Source organism: Kitasatospora sp. NPDC127116 (assembly GCF_042677365.1).
Lineage (GTDB): Bacteria > Actinomycetota > Actinomycetes > Streptomycetales > Streptomycetaceae > Kitasatospora > Kitasatospora lactacystinica.
This window is the reverse complement of the sequence record NZ_JBHXTL010000048.1, coordinates 30,556-45,556: the sequence shown is the minus strand read 5'-3', so window position 1 is coordinate 45,556 and position 15,001 is coordinate 30,556. Positions and strand designations below refer to the sequence as shown.

14 protein-coding genes and 1 riboswitch are annotated in these 15,001 nt (G+C 73.7%); of the genes, 6 read left to right on the top strand and 8 right to left on the bottom strand.

What is annotated here, in order from left to right; genetic code table 11:
• Positions 1-25 precede the first annotated feature (25 nt).
• The gene (locus ACFVHV_RS20580) at positions 26-571 is read right to left on the bottom strand and encodes a GNAT family N-acetyltransferase (protein WP_380352553.1); all 546 of its coding nucleotides are present in this window, start codon (positions 569-571) and stop codon (positions 26-28) included.
• Positions 568-1,866 (bottom strand): multiprotein-bridging factor 1 family protein, encoded by a 1,299-nt coding sequence (locus ACFVHV_RS20575; protein WP_380352551.1) that lies wholly within the window; start codon positions 1,864-1,866, stop codon positions 568-570. Before ACFVHV_RS20575 ends, ACFVHV_RS20580 begins: the two co-directional genes overlap by 4 nt.
• A gap of 163 nt (positions 1,867-2,029) precedes the next feature.
• On the opposite strand from ACFVHV_RS20575, the gene ACFVHV_RS20570 reads away from it, so the two are divergent.
• The 3 genes from ACFVHV_RS20570 to ACFVHV_RS20560 all read left to right on the top strand — a co-directional run bounded on the left by ACFVHV_RS20570 (position 2,030) and on the right by ACFVHV_RS20560 (position 4,865).
• Positions 2,030-2,527, top strand: a complete 498-nt coding sequence (locus ACFVHV_RS20570; protein WP_380352549.1) for an ATP-binding protein — start codon at positions 2,030-2,032, stop codon at positions 2,525-2,527.
• A gap of 201 nt (positions 2,528-2,728) precedes the next feature.
• Positions 2,729-3,817 (top strand): methyltransferase domain-containing protein, encoded by a 1,089-nt coding sequence (locus tag ACFVHV_RS20565; protein WP_359896861.1) that lies wholly within the window; start codon positions 2,729-2,731, stop codon positions 3,815-3,817.
• 232 nt (positions 3,818-4,049) lie between these two features.
• Positions 4,050-4,865 (top strand): helix-turn-helix domain-containing protein, encoded by an 816-nt coding sequence (locus ACFVHV_RS20560; RefSeq protein ID WP_380352547.1) that lies wholly within the window; start codon positions 4,050-4,052, stop codon positions 4,863-4,865.
• Here the strand turns inward: ACFVHV_RS20560 and ACFVHV_RS20555 are convergent.
• The 6 genes from ACFVHV_RS20555 to ACFVHV_RS20530 all read right to left on the bottom strand — a co-directional run bounded on the left by ACFVHV_RS20555 (position 4,862) and on the right by ACFVHV_RS20530 (position 11,290).
• Positions 4,862-5,698: an ECF transporter S component gene (locus ACFVHV_RS20555; protein ID WP_380352545.1), complete on the bottom strand. Its 837-nt coding sequence runs from the start codon at positions 5,696-5,698 to the stop codon at positions 4,862-4,864. The genes ACFVHV_RS20560 and ACFVHV_RS20555 overlap by 4 nt on opposite strands.
• On the bottom strand, positions 5,695-7,296 hold the full coding sequence (locus ACFVHV_RS20550; protein WP_380352543.1) for an ABC transporter ATP-binding protein: 1,602 nt from the start codon (positions 7,294-7,296) through the stop codon (positions 5,695-5,697). The genes ACFVHV_RS20555 and ACFVHV_RS20550 overlap by 4 nt, the downstream gene beginning before the upstream one ends.
• Positions 7,293-8,399, bottom strand: coding sequence for a CbiQ family ECF transporter T component (locus tag ACFVHV_RS20545; protein WP_380352541.1), 1,107 nt, complete (start codon positions 8,397-8,399; stop codon positions 7,293-7,295). Before ACFVHV_RS20545 ends, ACFVHV_RS20550 begins: the two co-directional genes overlap by 4 nt.
• A gap of 20 nt (positions 8,400-8,419) precedes the next feature.
• Positions 8,420-9,121, bottom strand: coding sequence for an SCO2322 family protein (locus ACFVHV_RS20540; RefSeq protein ID WP_359896870.1), 702 nt, complete (start codon positions 9,119-9,121; stop codon positions 8,420-8,422).
• Positions 9,121-10,389: a prenyltransferase/squalene oxidase repeat-containing protein gene (locus ACFVHV_RS20535; RefSeq protein WP_380352539.1), complete on the bottom strand. Its 1,269-nt coding sequence runs from the start codon at positions 10,387-10,389 to the stop codon at positions 9,121-9,123. Before ACFVHV_RS20535 ends, ACFVHV_RS20540 begins: the two co-directional genes overlap by 1 nt.
• Before the next feature lie 112 nt (positions 10,390-10,501).
• Positions 10,502-10,574, bottom strand: a riboswitch (cobalamin riboswitch).
• Between the two features lie 119 nt (positions 10,575-10,693).
• Entirely contained in the window at positions 10,694-11,290 is a 597-nt protein-coding gene (locus ACFVHV_RS20530) for a TetR family transcriptional regulator (RefSeq protein ID WP_359896874.1), read from the bottom strand.
• Between the two features lie 256 nt (positions 11,291-11,546).
• Here ACFVHV_RS20530 and ACFVHV_RS20525 point away from each other — a divergent pair, with 256 nt between their 5' ends.
• The 3 genes from ACFVHV_RS20525 to ACFVHV_RS20515 all read left to right on the top strand — a co-directional run bounded on the left by ACFVHV_RS20525 (position 11,547) and on the right by ACFVHV_RS20515 (position 14,843).
• Positions 11,547-12,857 carry a glycosyltransferase family 4 protein gene (locus ACFVHV_RS20525; RefSeq protein ID WP_359896876.1) on the top strand — a complete coding sequence of 437 codons (1,311 nt, stop codon included), beginning with the start codon at positions 11,547-11,549 and terminating at the stop codon, positions 12,855-12,857.
• 184 nt (positions 12,858-13,041) lie between these two features.
• Complete coding sequence (locus ACFVHV_RS20520) at positions 13,042-13,785, top strand: methyltransferase domain-containing protein (RefSeq protein ID WP_359896878.1); 744 nt, start codon at positions 13,042-13,044, stop codon at positions 13,783-13,785.
• Positions 13,782-14,843 carry a prenyltransferase gene (locus tag ACFVHV_RS20515; protein ID WP_380352536.1) on the top strand — a complete coding sequence of 354 codons (1,062 nt, stop codon included), beginning with the start codon at positions 13,782-13,784 and terminating at the stop codon, positions 14,841-14,843. The genes ACFVHV_RS20520 and ACFVHV_RS20515 overlap by 4 nt, the downstream gene beginning before the upstream one ends.
• Positions 14,844-15,001 lie beyond the last annotated feature (158 nt).

Here is a 15,001-nt window from a genome sequence, read left to right as displayed (position 1 = left end):
CGGCCCGGCGCCGTGACCGAGCGGGCTACGGATGCGGCAGGTCGAGGACCATCACGTCGTGTCGGGCCGCGCCCTCCCAGGGGATGGCTGATCCGACCCGCCGGTAGCCCCAGGCCAGGTAGGCGGCCTGGGCGCCCGTCGCCTCCGGTCGCGCGTTCAGCAGAACCCGGGCGTTGTCGAGGCCTTCGATGAGGACGCGGTGCATGTGGGAGGCGATGCCTTGGCGGCGCCACGGGGGCCGGACTGCCAATTCGAAGAGGCCGAAGGTCCGCTTACCGTCCTCGTGCCTGAGGTCGCCGGGAACGGGATCGATCAGCGTGTCCCACCACCCGGTGTTCGCCGACAGCGGGTAGCCGTAGGCCATCCCCACGACGGTTTCGTCATCGAAGGCGATCGCCGCCCGGAACCCGCGCCGCCGTATCTGGGAGCGGAACCGCCGAAACGCCCGCTCCACATCGGCCGGACCCTCGCCGTAGGGAGGCTCGGCGAATGCCTCGGCGAATACCTTCTTCAACTCCGATTCCAGCTCGGCAGTTTGCTCGCCATTCAGGAGCTGAACCGTCACTGTCACGCCGCCCTCTGCTTCCGGGCCGAAACCCCAAGCGCTCGAAGTTCCTCAACACAGTCTCGCGCTGCCGCCGTATCCACGCGGGCCGCCAGTGACGCCACCATACGCAGCCGGTCCGTCAGCCGCGCCGAAGCCATCCCCTTCGCCGCCCTGGCGCCGGTCACCGCCTCTGTGCAGGACTCCTCGACCTCTCCTGTCCTCATCAGTACCTCGGCCAGCCGCGCCCGGTACAGCGCTGCATTTCGGCCGTAAGTCGGGCCGAGATGTTCGATTGCTGACCGAAGGAATGGGATCGCGTACGCGAGTTTCCCTGTCTCCACATGCCACGCGGCAGTGGCGTAGTCCACCTCGACCTGACCGGCGAAGGCCGTCCACGAAGGTGCGTCGGTGTCTCCATCCGATCGGTCCTGCCAGGTCATTGCCCGAGAAAGGGCTCGCCGAGCACCTGCGTAGTCACCAGCAGCTGAGAGAGCCCGAGCCTGTCGCAGGGCAACCACGGACTTCACCTTCGGTCCGGCCTGTGCCTGAGCGATCTCCCCGGAGGCGGTTGCGGCAGCGACCGCCTCCCATGGCCGTTTCTGCTCGACAGCCAGCAAGGACAGACTGTCGAGAGCTCGAACCTCCAATAGCGGATCGCCAACCAGGCGGGCGGAGGTCAGCGCCTCGGTACACGCTGCACGGGCGGCAGCCGACCTCCCCGCGTCGAACTCGATCCATCCGAGGTGGGAGTGCAATGTTCCGACCAACGTGTGAAGGTCGCGTCCGATCGGAGCGAGATAGACGCCTCCGGTCATGGCCTTCTCGATGCTCTGGAGCACCCGGACGGCAGCCTGCCGGGCGACGTGGCCACCTTGTGAGTGGTCAATGGTGTACAGGTCGGCGATCTTCGATCGAAAGGCCTGAATATCGGTGGCACCGATTCGCCGACCACTTCTCGTGGGGGTCAGGACGGAAGCCCCGAGTAGTGCTCCGACATCTACAACGAACCGCCGACGCTGCACCGTGTCCTCCTGGAGGCTGCCCTCTGATGCGACGGCGACCCGTTCCTGCGGCACTGCGAAGCCGAGTTCAGCCAGGGGGACACCCAAGAGCGCTTCCAGGACAGCCTGCTGGCCAGGGTGAGGCAACGGCGGGTTGGCGGACTCCCATCTCCTGAGATGGCGAACGCTCACCGTAGCGCGGACATCCATGCGTCGTGCCATGTCCAAGAACGCGGCAGCAAAGCTCTCCTGTGAGTAGCCGGCAGCCTTGCGCAGCTCGGCCAGTGATCGCGTTGCCACAGAACCCCCAGCAGTCATACGCGCTCTTCCGCCGGACATGCCTGCCAGACCCAAATGTCCGCTGAAACGTCCGGTCGCACGAGCCCCATGCCGCCCTCTCGGGGCGGTGAACTAGGAATACCTCGCTGGCAGATCAGACGCCAAGGAGGGATCGACCAGACCACCCGAGGGAGTGACCTCGATGTCTCCGTCCATGCCGTCAGCCCAGGTGGGCCTCAATCGGAAGCAGTCGACCTGCTGTCCGGTAACCACTGGCACCGACTTCGATGCCGCCCCTCGGGTGGCCATCAGGCCGACTGCCTGCTTGCCGTACCAGGCTGAGTCCGTGGGGGCTGCGCGGCGCCTTGTCGGAGCGAAGCTGCGGGAGTGGGAGCTGGACGCGTTGGTGGACGATGCCTTGCTGATCGTCAGCGAGCTGGCCACCAACGCCGTCGAGACCGGCTGCCAGACGCGCATGGTTGTCGCTGTGCGGCGCCCGAGCGACCGGACCGTCCGCATCCTCGTCGGTGACGGCTCCCGCGCGATGCCGGTGAGGATCCAGGCCGGGCCCTACGCGACGTCGGGTCGTGGTCTTGCGCTGGTCCACCGGCTCACTCAGGGCCGCTGGGGTGTCAGCCTCCGCCCGTTCGGGAAAGTCGTGCACGCTGATCTCTCGACGTTCGATCCGGCGTCGCGGTGAGCCGGCCGCCGAGTTGCATGTCATCGCGGACCTGGTGTTGATCAGCCGCACCCACTGATTTCCCGGCCGAGCCGCCGGCCCGGCGGCGCGGCCGGGATCGCCTCTCCTCCGCTTCCGCCTCATAAGGAGCAATGCCATGTCAGCGGGACGTATCGCCCACCAACCTGCCCAAGCCGTCGAAGCCTTGAGGGGGGCGGCCGAGTGAAGTGGAACGTGCTCAGCGATGCGCTCCGGGAGTCCGGGGCGCTGTCGGCCGACTGGGAGCCGGTGTTCCGAGGCGTGCCCCGCCGACTGTTCGTTCCGGACCGGATCCGCCACGGGGGTGAGTGGATCGACCGCAATGAACGCCCGGTCGAGTGGGGCGAGCTGGTCGGCTCCGACATCCCGCTGGTGACCCGGCTGGACGAGGACGGTCGCACGCCGTCCTCGTCCAGCTCGATGCCCACCGTCGTGGCCCAGATGCTCCGGCACCTGCAAGTCTCCGACAGTATGCGGGTGATGGACATCGGTACCGGCACGGGCTGGACGGCGGCGCTGCTGGCCCGCCGGCTCGGGGTGGAGAACGTCACCACCGTCGAGCTGGACCCTGAACTGTCCGGTGCCGCACGGCGCCGTCTGGCGGCGAACCGCCTGCCGGTCAGGGCCGTGGTCGGCGATGGCATGCTCGGCCATCCGGCGGCCGCGCCGTACGACCGGGTTCATGTCACCGCCGCCGTGCAGCGTGTCCCCGGTGCGTTGATCGAGCAGACGGTGCCCGGGGGCGTGATCGTCGTCCCGTACGGCACGGCGTTCTGCAACGGCGGGCTGCTGAAGCTCACCGTCGCCGACGACGGCCGTTCCGCGAGCGGGCCGTTCGTCGAGGACGTCGCCTTCATGTGGGTGCGGGGCCAGCGCCCCGGGAGCGGCGAGTTCGAGATCGAGGACGTCCGGCACGGCCCGTCCGAACTCGACCCCGCTGTCGTGGCGGAGGACACCGACGCCGCCTTCGCGATCGGGCTGCGGTTGCCGGGGCTGTTCCGGCAGGAGGTGTCGGCGGGCTACGACCGGCTCGGGACCGGCCGGTTGGAGGTGTGGGACGGGGTCTCGTACGCCCACTGCCGCCTGGCCGACTGGGACGGCAGGCACGCCGTCGCGCAGTCCGGCCCCCGCAACCTGTGGGACGAGGTGACCGCCGCCCACGCCCGGTGGCAGGACCAGGGCGAGCCGGGCCTCGACCGGTTCGGTCTGACCGTCACGGTCGAGGGCGAGCACCGGGTGTGGCTGGACGAGCCGGGCCACGTGGTCGGTTGATGCGAGGCAGTGAGGAGCGCGTCCCGGGCTCGCGAGCTCGGGACGCGCTGGGTTGTGCGCGCTCGCGCCGCCCGAACGGGTGATGAGGAAAGGAGTTTGACGGGGCGTTACGGAATTACGGTGAAGATTGCGGTGCCGGGTGCTTGGAGGGGCACTCGGTGCGTGAGCAAAAGAGTTACCCCGGCGGTGCGCCAACACCCCGGGGTCCGACACCAGGAGAAGAGACCTCCAGATGCAGATCCATCGTATCCCTCGGCATGCCCCCGGGTACACGATCCTGGACAACGGTCACGTCGTCCGCAAGCACTCGCTGAGTTGGGCCGCGCGCGGGCTGCTGAACTACCTGCTCAGCCTGCCGGACGGGGCGCGCGAGGACGTGCGCACGCTCGCCGCCAAGAGCATGGAGGGGCGGACGACCGTCGCGCGGGCGCTCAGGGAACTGGAGGCGGCCGGGCACTACGTGCGGCGGACCCAGCGCGATCCGCTGACCGGGCAGGTGCGGACGGTCGTTTCCTTTCATGAGGTGCCGGTGACGGGCAAGGCGGTGCACACGGTGCCGCCGCTTCCCGCGTCCCCGGCCGCCGGTGTCCCAGCTCCGGGCCATCCAGTCGCCGGGACGGCGGGAAGCCCTTCCAAGGAATCGAGGAAGAAGGAAGCGGAACAACCTTCCGTCCGTCCCTCCGAGAAGTTGACGGCCGGGATGGCACTGCTGCTCGAACTCGGGCGCAGGGAGCCCCGGATGGCCCTGGCGGGGAAGCCGCTCAGCGACCAGGCCGCGCGGGTGGAGGGGTTGCTGGCGGGCGGGTGGAGCGGTGAGGCGCTCGCCGGGATCCTGTCGGCGCCCCTGCCGGACAAGGTCACCCGCGGTGTCGGGGCGATCGTGGCGGCGCGGATCGCCGGGCTGCCGGCCGTTCCGGCACCCCGACGGGCGGGCGACGGGCCCCACAGGGCGGACGACGGGCCCCGCAGGCACGAGTGCCCCGGGCGCGGCGGGCTGTGCGGGCGGCCCGTGGCCGGGCCCGGGCAGGTGTGCGGGGCGTGCCGTTAGCGCTCCGGCGGCCGGAAGGTGACCGGGGCGTCGAAGGCGGCGCGGCGGGTCGTGCGGCGCAGGGCGCGCAGGACTGGGGTGCCGAGGGTGAGGCAGAGAACGACGGTCAGGGCGGCCCGGGGGAGGTCCCAACCCAGGGACGTGGTGAGGCAGTAGGCGGCGAAGCGGACCAGGTTGGCGGGCAGCGGGTCGCCGGGGTGGAAGGAGATGGAGCCGGCCAGGCCGCCGATGTACGGCCAGCCCTGGAGGTTCATGATCGTGCCGTACAGCAGGGACGCGGCGGCGCCGTACCCCGCGAGCAGCCAGAGCTCGCGGCGGCCGCGCAAGGAGGCGGGGCCCGGCAGCAGCCCCGCGCCCAGGCACACCCACCCCATCGCCAGCATCTGGAACGGCAGCCACGGCCCCACCCCGCCCGTCAGCAGCGCGGAGGCGAACATCGACAGCGAGCCGAGCACGAACCCGAAGCCCGGTCCGAGCACCCGCCCGGAGAGCACCATCAGGAAGAACATCGGCTCCAGCCCCGCCGTGCCCGCGCCGAGCGGCCGCAGTGCCGCGCCCGCCGCGGCCAGGACGCCCAGCAGGGCGACGGACTTGGCGTCCAGCCCGGGCGCCCCGCCGCCCGCCGAGCGGCCTTCGGAGATCTGGGCGATGACGACGGCGAGCAGCAGCGGCAGCAGCAGGGCGAACAGCCACGGCGCGTCCGCGGAGTGGCCGACCAGCGCCGACTTGGTGGAGGCGAGCAGCGGCCAGCCGAAGGCGGTCACGCCGACGGCCGTGACGAGGAGCAGCGCGGTGACGGACCGGTGCCCCAGGGGGACGGGACGAGTGCTCATGCGCTCAGCGCCTCCGCGACCTGCCCGACGGTGAGCCACGGCCCGGGCGCCAGCACCTTGGCGACCTGCGGGGCGAAGGCCGGGGAGGAGACCACCACCTCCGCGGTCGGCCCGTCCGCGACGATCTCGCCCTCGGCCAGGATCACCGTGCGGTGGGCGAGTTCGGCGGCCAGTTCGACGTCGTGGGTGGCGAGGAGTACGGCGTGGTCCTCGGCGGCGAGGGCGCGCAGGATCTCCACCAGCCGGGCCTTGGCGGCATAGTCGAGGCCGCGGGTCGGCTCGTCCAGGAGCAGCAGCGGGGGCCGGGCGGTGAGCACGACGGCGAGGGCGAGGGTGAGCCGCTGGCCCTCGGAGAGGTCGCGCGGGTGGGCGTCGTCGGCGATGCCGGGCAGCAGGCGTTCCACCAGGGCGCGGCAGGTGCCGGCGGCGGCGCCCGCGTCGGTGTCGGCCGCGGCGCACTCGGCGGCGACCGACTCGCCGTACAGCAGGTCGCGCGGTTCCTGCGGGACGAGGCCGACCTCGCGGATCAGTTCGGCGGGGCGGGTGCGGTGCGGGGTGCGGCCGCCGACCCTGACGCTGCCGGAGGCCGGGGCGTGCAGGCCGACCAGGCTGCCGAGCAGGGTGGACTTGCCGGCGCCGTTGCGGCCCATCAGGGCGGTGATCTCGCCGGGGCGGAGCGCGAGGTCCACGCCGCGCAGGGCGGGGACCGGCCCGCGCCGGACGGCGAGGCGGTCGGCAACGGCGATGGGGGTGCCGGACGAAGAACCGGCAGCGGCGGGTGTCCGGCCGTCCAGTTCGGCGCGCAGCGGGGCGGCCTTGCGGCGCGCGTCGCGGACCGAGAGCGGCAGCGGCCGCCAGCCCGCGAGCCGGCCGAGGCCGACCACCGGCGGGTGCACCGGGGAGTGCGCCATCACCTCGGCGGGCCCGCCGAGGACGGGCGGGGCACCGGGGGTGAGCAGCAGCACCTGGTCGGCGTACTGGACGACGCGTTCCAGCCGGTGCTCGGCCATCAGCACGGTGGTGCCGAGGTCGTGCACCAGCCGCTGGAGGACGGACAGCACCTCCTCGGCCGCGCCCGGGTCGAGGGCCGAGGTGGGTTCGTCCAGGATCAGTACGCGGGGGTGCACGGTGAGCACCGAGCCGATCGCGACGCGCTGCTGCTGGCCGCCGGAGAGGGTGGTCAGCGAGCGGTCGCGCAGGTCGGCGAGGCCGAGCAGGTCGAGGGTCTCCTCGACCCGGCGGCGCATCACGTCGCCCGGCAGGCCCAGGGACTCCATGCCGTAGGCGAGTTCGTCCTCCACCGTGTCGGTGACGAAGTGTGCCAGTGGGTCCTGCCCCACGGTGCCGACCAGGTCGGCGAGTTCGCGCGGCCGGTGCTCGCGGGTGTCCCGGCCGCCGACGGTGACCCGGCCGTGCAGCACCCCGCCGGTGAAGTGCGGCACCAGGCCGCTGACCGTCCCCAGCAGGGTGGACTTGCCGGAGCCGGACGGGCCCACCAGCAGGCAGAGTTCGCCCTCGGGGACGGTGAGGTCGACGCCGCTGAGCGCGGGCGCCGCGGAGTCCGCGTACCGGACGGAGACCTGCTCGAAGGTGATCACGATGCCCTCCGGGGCGGGGTCGGGGCGGCGAACGCCGGCACCAGGCCGAGCAGGACGGTCAGCACGGCGGTCAGGGGCAGCGCGGGGACGGTCGGCGGGACGACGGTGGGGGCGAAGGCGGCCGGGTCCCGCGCGGCCAGGTAGACGGTGAGGGCCGCCACGGCCGCCCCGGAACCGGCGGTCAGCCATTCCGGAAGGGCCCACGGGTCCGGCCGGTAGCGGCTTCTGATGGAGCGTCGGCCGCCGAGCAGCAGCCCGGCGAAGGCGGCGGCCAGGCCGAGCAGCAGGACGGGCGGCGCCCAGCCCGCGCCGCCGGCCGTCAGCAGCCCGTACGCGGCCAGGCAGACCCCGAGCAGCCCGGCCAGGGTGAGCGCGGCCGTCGCCCGGGCGAGCCGGCGCGGGACGTCGGCGGTGCGGCCGAAGCCCCGGGTGTCCATCGCGGCGGCCAGCGCGATGGACCGCTCCAACGCGCCCTCCAGCACCGGGATTCCGACGCTCAGCACGGCGGCGACGCCCTTGTCGGTGCGGCCGCGCAGGCGCCGTGCGGCACGCAGCCGGCGGACGTCCGCGACCAGGTTGGGTGCGAAGGTCATCGCCACGACGACGGCGACGCCCGCCTCGTAGAGCGCGCCGGGCAGGGTGCGCAACAGGCGGGCCGGGCTGGCCAGGGAGTTGGCGGCGCCGACGCAGATCAGCAGGGTGGCCAGCCGCAGCCCGTCGTACAGTGCGGCGAGCAGCCCCTCGGCGGTGACCCGGCCGCCGATCCGCACGCCCTGCGCCCAGACGGGCAGCGGGAGTTCGGGCAGGGTGAACAGCACGTGGGTGCCGGCGACCGGCGAGCCGAGGAACACGGCGAACACCAGCCGGATGCCGAGCACCAGCAGGCCCAGCCGCAGGAACGCCCCGTACGAGCGCGACCAGGGCGCATCGCCGCGCCGGGCCGCGACCACGTACCCGGCGACGGCGGCGAGCAGCAGCAGGATCGCCGGGTTGGTGGTGCGGGTGGCCGCCGCGCCCAGCCCGAGCGCCCACAACCACCAGGCCCCGGGGTGCAGTTGACGGGGGCCGGTGGGCGGCCGGGTGCTACGGGCGGTGCTGCTCACGGTGTTTCCTGGGTGGGGGACTAGGAGTGACGGCGGCGGCGCGCCTGCCGGACGGCACCGCCGGCGAGGACGGCGAGCAGCGCGCCACCGGCGATCAGGCCGATGTCGGGGCCGCTGCCGCTGCTGCCGCCGCCCTGGTCGGCGGTCCGGGCCGCGCCCGCCGCGCCGATCCGGTCGCCGCAACCCGCTTGCGGGTACCCGGCGATGGCGCACAGCAGCCCGTTGGTGTCGTAGCGCAGCGGCGGGGCGACGGCGGCCAGCACCTCGGCCGAGGTGGCGCGGGGCGCGACGGCGGCGCAGGCGGTCCGCTGCCCGGGCACCGGGGCGGCGGGCGAACCGGCGTCCTCGGCGGTCCCGAAGTCCAGCACGACGGCCACCCGCTTGCGGCCCTCCTGGGCGGGTGTGTCCGCGCAGATCTCCGTGAAGCTCCCGGCGGTCCGGGGCTTCGCGGCGTCCTGCCCGCCGTCCGGGCTCAGCGCGTACCGCCACCCGTCCACCGAGCCGTCCGGCGGCACCGCGACGGCGGGCCCCTGCTGCTGGTACGTCCAGGCTCCGCCCTCGGCGCCGCGCCAGAACGACCAGTAGCGGTAGCCGGCGGCCTGCGCGGGAGCGGCGGAGGCGAGCACCAGCACCGCCCCGAGGAGGGGCAGCAGCAGCGCGGCGACGGCCCGGCGGGTGCGGACGTCGGCGCCCGCCGGGGCGGGGCGGGGTGCGGGGCGCATCAGAGGTGGGGGTTGCGCTTGCGCTGGAGGCTGAGCACGAGGCCGCCGCCGATGCCGACGAGGAGGCCGACGCCGATGAGCCAGTACTGGCCGATGCCGCCGTCCTTCTTCTCCTTCGGGGCCTCCGTCGCCGAGGCGGCGGCTTCGGCGGCCTTGGGCGCCGGGCCGAGGGCGGTGAGCTGGCCGGTCAGGGCGGCGGTGTCGCGGTGGGCGGCCTGGGCGACCAGCAGGAGGGTGGCGGTGGCGCCGGCGTCGGTGCCGCCCTTGGTCCAGGTGGCGCCCTCCTTGGTGAGCCAGTCGACGGCGCCGGCGGCCTGCTGGGGGTGGCCGCTCTGGCTGAGGGCGAGGGCGGCCCAGGCGGTGGCGGTGTAGTCGGGGGTGGGGGCGGCGCCCGGGGTGGTGAGGGTGAGGTGGTCGCCGCCGGCCGCGAGCTGGGCGGTCAGGTAGGCGCCGACGGCCTCGCCGGACTCCGCGTGCGTAACCGGGGCCGAGGAGGCCGAGGAGCCCTGGGCGGCCGGGGCGTCGGAGGCGCACGCCAGGGCCTTGGGCGCGGCGTCGGCGTGCACCGAGCCGGCGACCGGCAGGTGGCCGCCGCTCGCGGCGAGCGCGGCCTGGGCGCTGGCCAGGGCGTTCGGGGTGAGGGCGCCGACGGCCGGGTCGAACTGGTAGGCGAAGGCGCCGCGCTGGTCGGCGGGGGCGGCGCAGCCGAGCTGGAAGAGGGCGAGCCCGTCGAAGGCGGACCGGCCGGCCTTGGCGACGCCGGCCGGGTCGGTCTTGGCGGCGAACAGCGCGTTGACGGCGAGGCCGGTGGAGTCGGCGTCGCCGGGGCTGCCCGGGTTGTAGGCCCAGCTGCCGTCGGCGTTCTGGTTGGCCTTGAGCCAGCCGACGCCCTTGTCGACGGCTTCCTGGTGCCCGCCGAGGGCGACCAGGGCCTGGACGGCGACGGCGGTGGCGTTGCTGTCCTCGGTCTTGGGGTCGCAGGCCGCGCCGGCGGCCCGGTACGACGGCCAGCCGCCGTCCTCGCACTGCTGCCCGGTGAGCCAGCCGACGGCCGAGTCGGCCGGGGTGACCTTGGCCGCCGCCAGCGCGGTGAGCGCGAGCGACTGTCGCCAGACGCCGTCGTACGTCGGGTCGCCCTTGCCGTACAGCCCGTCGGGGAGGGCGGCGGGGGTCGGCGCGGGGCTGTCGGCGAGGGCCGGGCCGGCGGCGATGCCGGTGAGCAGCGCGGCGGACAGGGCGGCGGCGCCCAGGCGGGCGGCGGTCAGCATGGTGCGGGTGTGCCTTTCGGTGAGCGGTGGTGGCCCGGGCGGGGCCGTTCCGTAGTCCTCGACGGTGCCGGGCGCGTGCGTCCGGACGGGCCGCTCGCCCCTCCCCGGGCGCTCCGACTCGTCCGGGCGGCCGAGGGCGGGCACCGGTCTCACGGCTGCGGGGTCAGCGCCGGATTCGCACCGGCTTTCCCCGGGGGAGGAGCGGGATGGAGTTGTGCCGACTGTCGACTCTAGCCGCCGCAGCACGACGAGCGGCCCGGGGCGGGCAGGAACAGGTTCCAGTCGGCGGCGGGAGGAGGACGGTTCACGGCAGGGTGAGCAGCCGGGCCGCGGTGTGCAGGTCGGCCCGTACCTCGGCGATCGAGGCGCGGCCGGAGAGCCAGGCGACCAGTGCCGAGTGCCAGGTGTGCTCGATCACCCGCACCGCCGCGCGCTGGCTCCCGGTGGGCGGTCCGGACTGGCCGATCGCGTCCAGGATGAGCTGTCCGGTGGCCACGCTGACCTGGTCCACCTCGGCCCCGACCGAGCGGTCCGCGAAGGACAGCGCCCGGACCATGGCCTCGGCCAGCAGCGGCTCGCGCTGCAGCGCGTGGAAGGCCCGGGTGAGGGTGTCGGCGACTCGCAGCGCCGGTTCGAGGTCGGTCGGCGGGTGGCGCCGGATGTGCTCGTGGAGGCCCTGCAGCTGCTCCAGCATCACCGCCACCAGCAGGTGCACCTTGGACGGGAAGTACCGGTAGAGCGTGCCGAGGGCGACCTGCGCGCTCTCCGCGACCTCCCGCATCTGCACCGCCTCGTACCCGCCGCGCACCGCCAGTGCGGTGGCGGCCCGCAGGATGCGCCGGCGCCGTTCGGCCTGGCGCGCGGTCAGCGGCGGCTCGCCCGGAGGGGAGACCGGCGGCAACGTCGAAGGAGGGGGTGGCGGCAAGGGTGCTCCCGGGCGGGCGAGAGTGGCGGCGTGCTCCACATGGTCGGCAGGATTCGGCGTGGCGGGAATCACCAGCCCTGGCTCCTGGGGAAAAGCTACGGGCCGGTATCTTCGAGGTCTCTCATTGTTCACGTGGTCGACGACGAGTTCCCCAGCCATTGAAACCTGATCTACTTTAGCGACCGGAAGCACGACCGGCAGCACCGATAGCAGCTAGAGAAGAGGGCCCAGGATGACCGCGCAGCCGCTGCGGATTGCCCTGCTGTCGTACCGCGGTGACCCCTTCTGCGGGGGTCAGGGCGTGTACGTACGACACCTCTCCCGCGAGCTGGCGCGGCTCGGCCACCACGTGGACGTGATCGGCGCCCAGCCCTACCCGGTGCTCGACGAGGTCGACGGCCCCGGCTCGGTGCGCCTGGTGGAGCTGCCCAGCCTGGACCTCTACCGCGCCGACGACCCCTTCCGCACCCCGGCCCGGGGCGAGTTCCGCGGCCCGGTGGACGTGCTGGAGTTCGCCACCATGCGCACCGGCGGCTTCCCCGAGCCGCTCACCTTCTCGCTGCGCGCCCGCCGGTACCTGGCCGCCCACAAGGGCCGCTACGACGTGGTCCACGACAACCAGACCCTCGGCTACGGCCTGCTCGGCCTGGCCCGGCACGGCTTCCCGCTGGTCACCACGATCCACCACCCGATCACCGTGGACCGGCAGCTGGAGCTGGACGCCGCCACCACCCGGGGCAAGCGGCTCTCGCTGCGCCGCTGGTACGCCTTCACCCGGATGCAGCGCCGGGTCGCCGCCCGGCTGGACCACGTGATCACCGTCTCCGGGACCTCGCAGCGCGAGATCGCCGAGCACCTGGGCGCCGCGCCGGACGCGATCTCGGTGGTGCCGATCGGTGCCGACACCCGGCTCTGGTCGCCCTCGGCGGAGATCGGGCGCGTCCCCGGCCGGATCGTCACCACCTCCAGCGCGGACGTCCCGCTGAAGGGCCTGGTCTTCCTGGTCGAGGCGCTCGCCAAGGTGCGCACCGAGCGGGACGCCCACCTGGTGGTGGTCGGCAAGCCGCAGAAGGAGGACGGGCCGGTGGCCGAGGCGGTGCGCCGCTTCGGGCTGGCCGGGCACATCGAGTTCCGCAGCGGACTGACCGACCGCGAGCTGGTCGACCTCTACCGCTCGGCCGAGGTGGCCTGCGTCCCCTCCCTGTACGAGGGCTTCTCGCTGCCCGCCGCCGAGGCGATGGCCACCGGCACCCCGCTGGTCGCCACCACCGGCGGGGCGATCCCCGAGGTGGCCGGGCCGGACGGGGAGACCTGCCTGGCGGTGCCGCCGGGGGAGGCGGACGCGCTGGCCGCCGCGCTCGGCCGGCTGCTGGACGACCCCGAGCTGCGGGCCGGACTCGGCGCGGCCGGACGGCAGCGGGTGCTCGCCCGGTTCACCTGGGAGCGGGCCGCCGAGCTGACCGCCGAGGCCTACCGCGCGGCGATCGCCACCGGCGCCGGCGCCCGGGCCCGCTCGGGGCCGGGCTGGCGGTACGTGGCCTAGGGCCCTGTCGACGCGCACGGGCGGACGGCGCCGTCCCGGTCGGCCGCCCGGCCGGTGGCGGCGGGTCGGTGACGACGGGTCGGTGACGGCGGGTCGGGGCCCGCCCGGCGCAGTGCGACGTGCTGAACGAAGGCCTGACGAGGCGTCAAGAACGCTTGGCAGCAATAGGAATGGGAGTCCAGCAGTGCTGACCGTCGATTTCTCGCGCTTCCCGCTCGCCCCTGGCGACCGGGTGCTCGACCTGGGCTGCGGCGGGGGCCGGCACGCGTTCGAGTGCTACCGCCGCGGCGCCAACGTGATCGCCCTCGACCAGAACGCCGGGGAGATCGCCGAGGTCAGGAAGTGGTTCGCGGCGATGGAGCAGGCCGGTGAGGCCCCCGAGGGGGCGTCGGCGGTCGCGATGGAGGGCAACGCGCTGGCGCTGCCGTTCGAGGACGAATCCTTCGACAAGATCATCATCTCCGAGGTGATGGAGCACATCCCGGACGACAAGGGCGTGCTCAACGAGATGTTCCGGGTCCTCAAGCCGGGCGGCCTGCTCGCCGTGACCGTGCCGCGTTGGCTGCCCGAGAAGATCTGCTGGGCCCTGTCCGACGAGTACCACGCGAACGAGGGCGGCCACATCCGGATCTACCGGGGCGACGAGCTGCTCGGCAAGCTCAAGGACGCCGGCCTGGAGCCGTACGGCACCCACCACGCGCACGCGCTGCACTCGCCGTACTGGTGGATCAAGTGCGCGGTCGGCGTCGACAACGACAAGGCGCTGCCGGTGAAGGCGTACCACCAGCTGCTGGTCTGGGACATCGTCGGCACCCCGGTGATCAGCAGCCTCACCAAGGCCGCCGAGCGGGCGCTCAACCCGGTGATCGGCAAGAGCTTCGTCGCGTACGCCTCCAAGCCCAACCGCGCGCCGGGCAGGACGGCATGACCGCCGCCGTCCCCGAGGTGCTGCTGCTCGACGGGGTGCTCGACGCCGAGCAGGCCGCCGACACCGTCCGCAGCATCCTGGCCGAGCAGCGCCCCGACGGCGCCATACCGTGGTTCGCCGGCCACCACCTCGACCCCTGGGACCACACCGAGGCCGCGATGGCCCTCGACACGGCCGGCGAGCACGCCGCCGCCGAGGCCGCCTACCGCTGGCTCGCCGCCGCCCAGAACCCGGACGGTTCCTGGTACGCCGCCTACACCGACGGCGTGGTCACCGACCGGGCCAAGGAGAGCAACTTCTGCGCGTACGTCGCGGTCGGGGTCTGGCACCACCACCTCAGCACCGGCGACGACGCCTTCCTGGAGTGGATCTGGCCGGTCGTCCGGCGCGCCCTGGACTTCATCGTCGGACTGCGGCTGCCCGGCGGCCCGATCGCCTGGCGGGTCTCCGAGGACGGCACCGCCACCGACGAGGCGCTGCTCACCGGCTCGTCCAGCATCCTCCACGCGCTGCGCTGCGGCCTGGCCGTCGCCGAGTACCTGGAGGAGCCGCAGCCCGACTGGGAGCTCGCGGCCGGGCGGCTGGGGCACGCCGTCTCCCACCACCCCGAGCGGTTCCTGGACAAGGACCGCTACTCGATGGACTGGTACTACCCGGTGCTCGGCACCGGCCTGCGCGGCGACGCGGCGGTGGCCCGGATCGAGCGGGACTGGGAGCGCTTCGTCGTCCCCGGCCTCGGCGTGCGCTGCGTCAGCGACCGCCCGTGGGTGACCGGCGGGGAGAGCGCCGAGCTGGCGCTCGCGCTCTGGGCGATCGGCCAGTCCGACCGCGCGGTGGACATCCTGCGCTGGATCCAGAAGCACCTGCGGCACGAGGACGGCTCGTACTGGACCGGGTACGTCTTCGAGGACGACGCGATCTGGCCGGAGGAGCGCACCACCTGGACGGCCGGGGCGCTGCTGCTCGCGGTGGCCGCGCTCGGCGGGGACCCGGCGACGGTCTCGGTCTTCGGCGGGGAGCAGCTGCCGGCCGGGCTGGTGGTCGAGGACTGCTGCTGAGCCGGGCGCGCGTGCGGTAGCCGTACGCGCGTACGGGCAGCCGGGCCTGCGAGCGGGCAGTCGGACGCGTACGACGGTCGGTCGCGCGTACGGAAGGCGAGCGCTCATGCGGAAGGGGCGGGACCGGAGAACCGGTCCCGCCCCTTCGCGGTACGTGC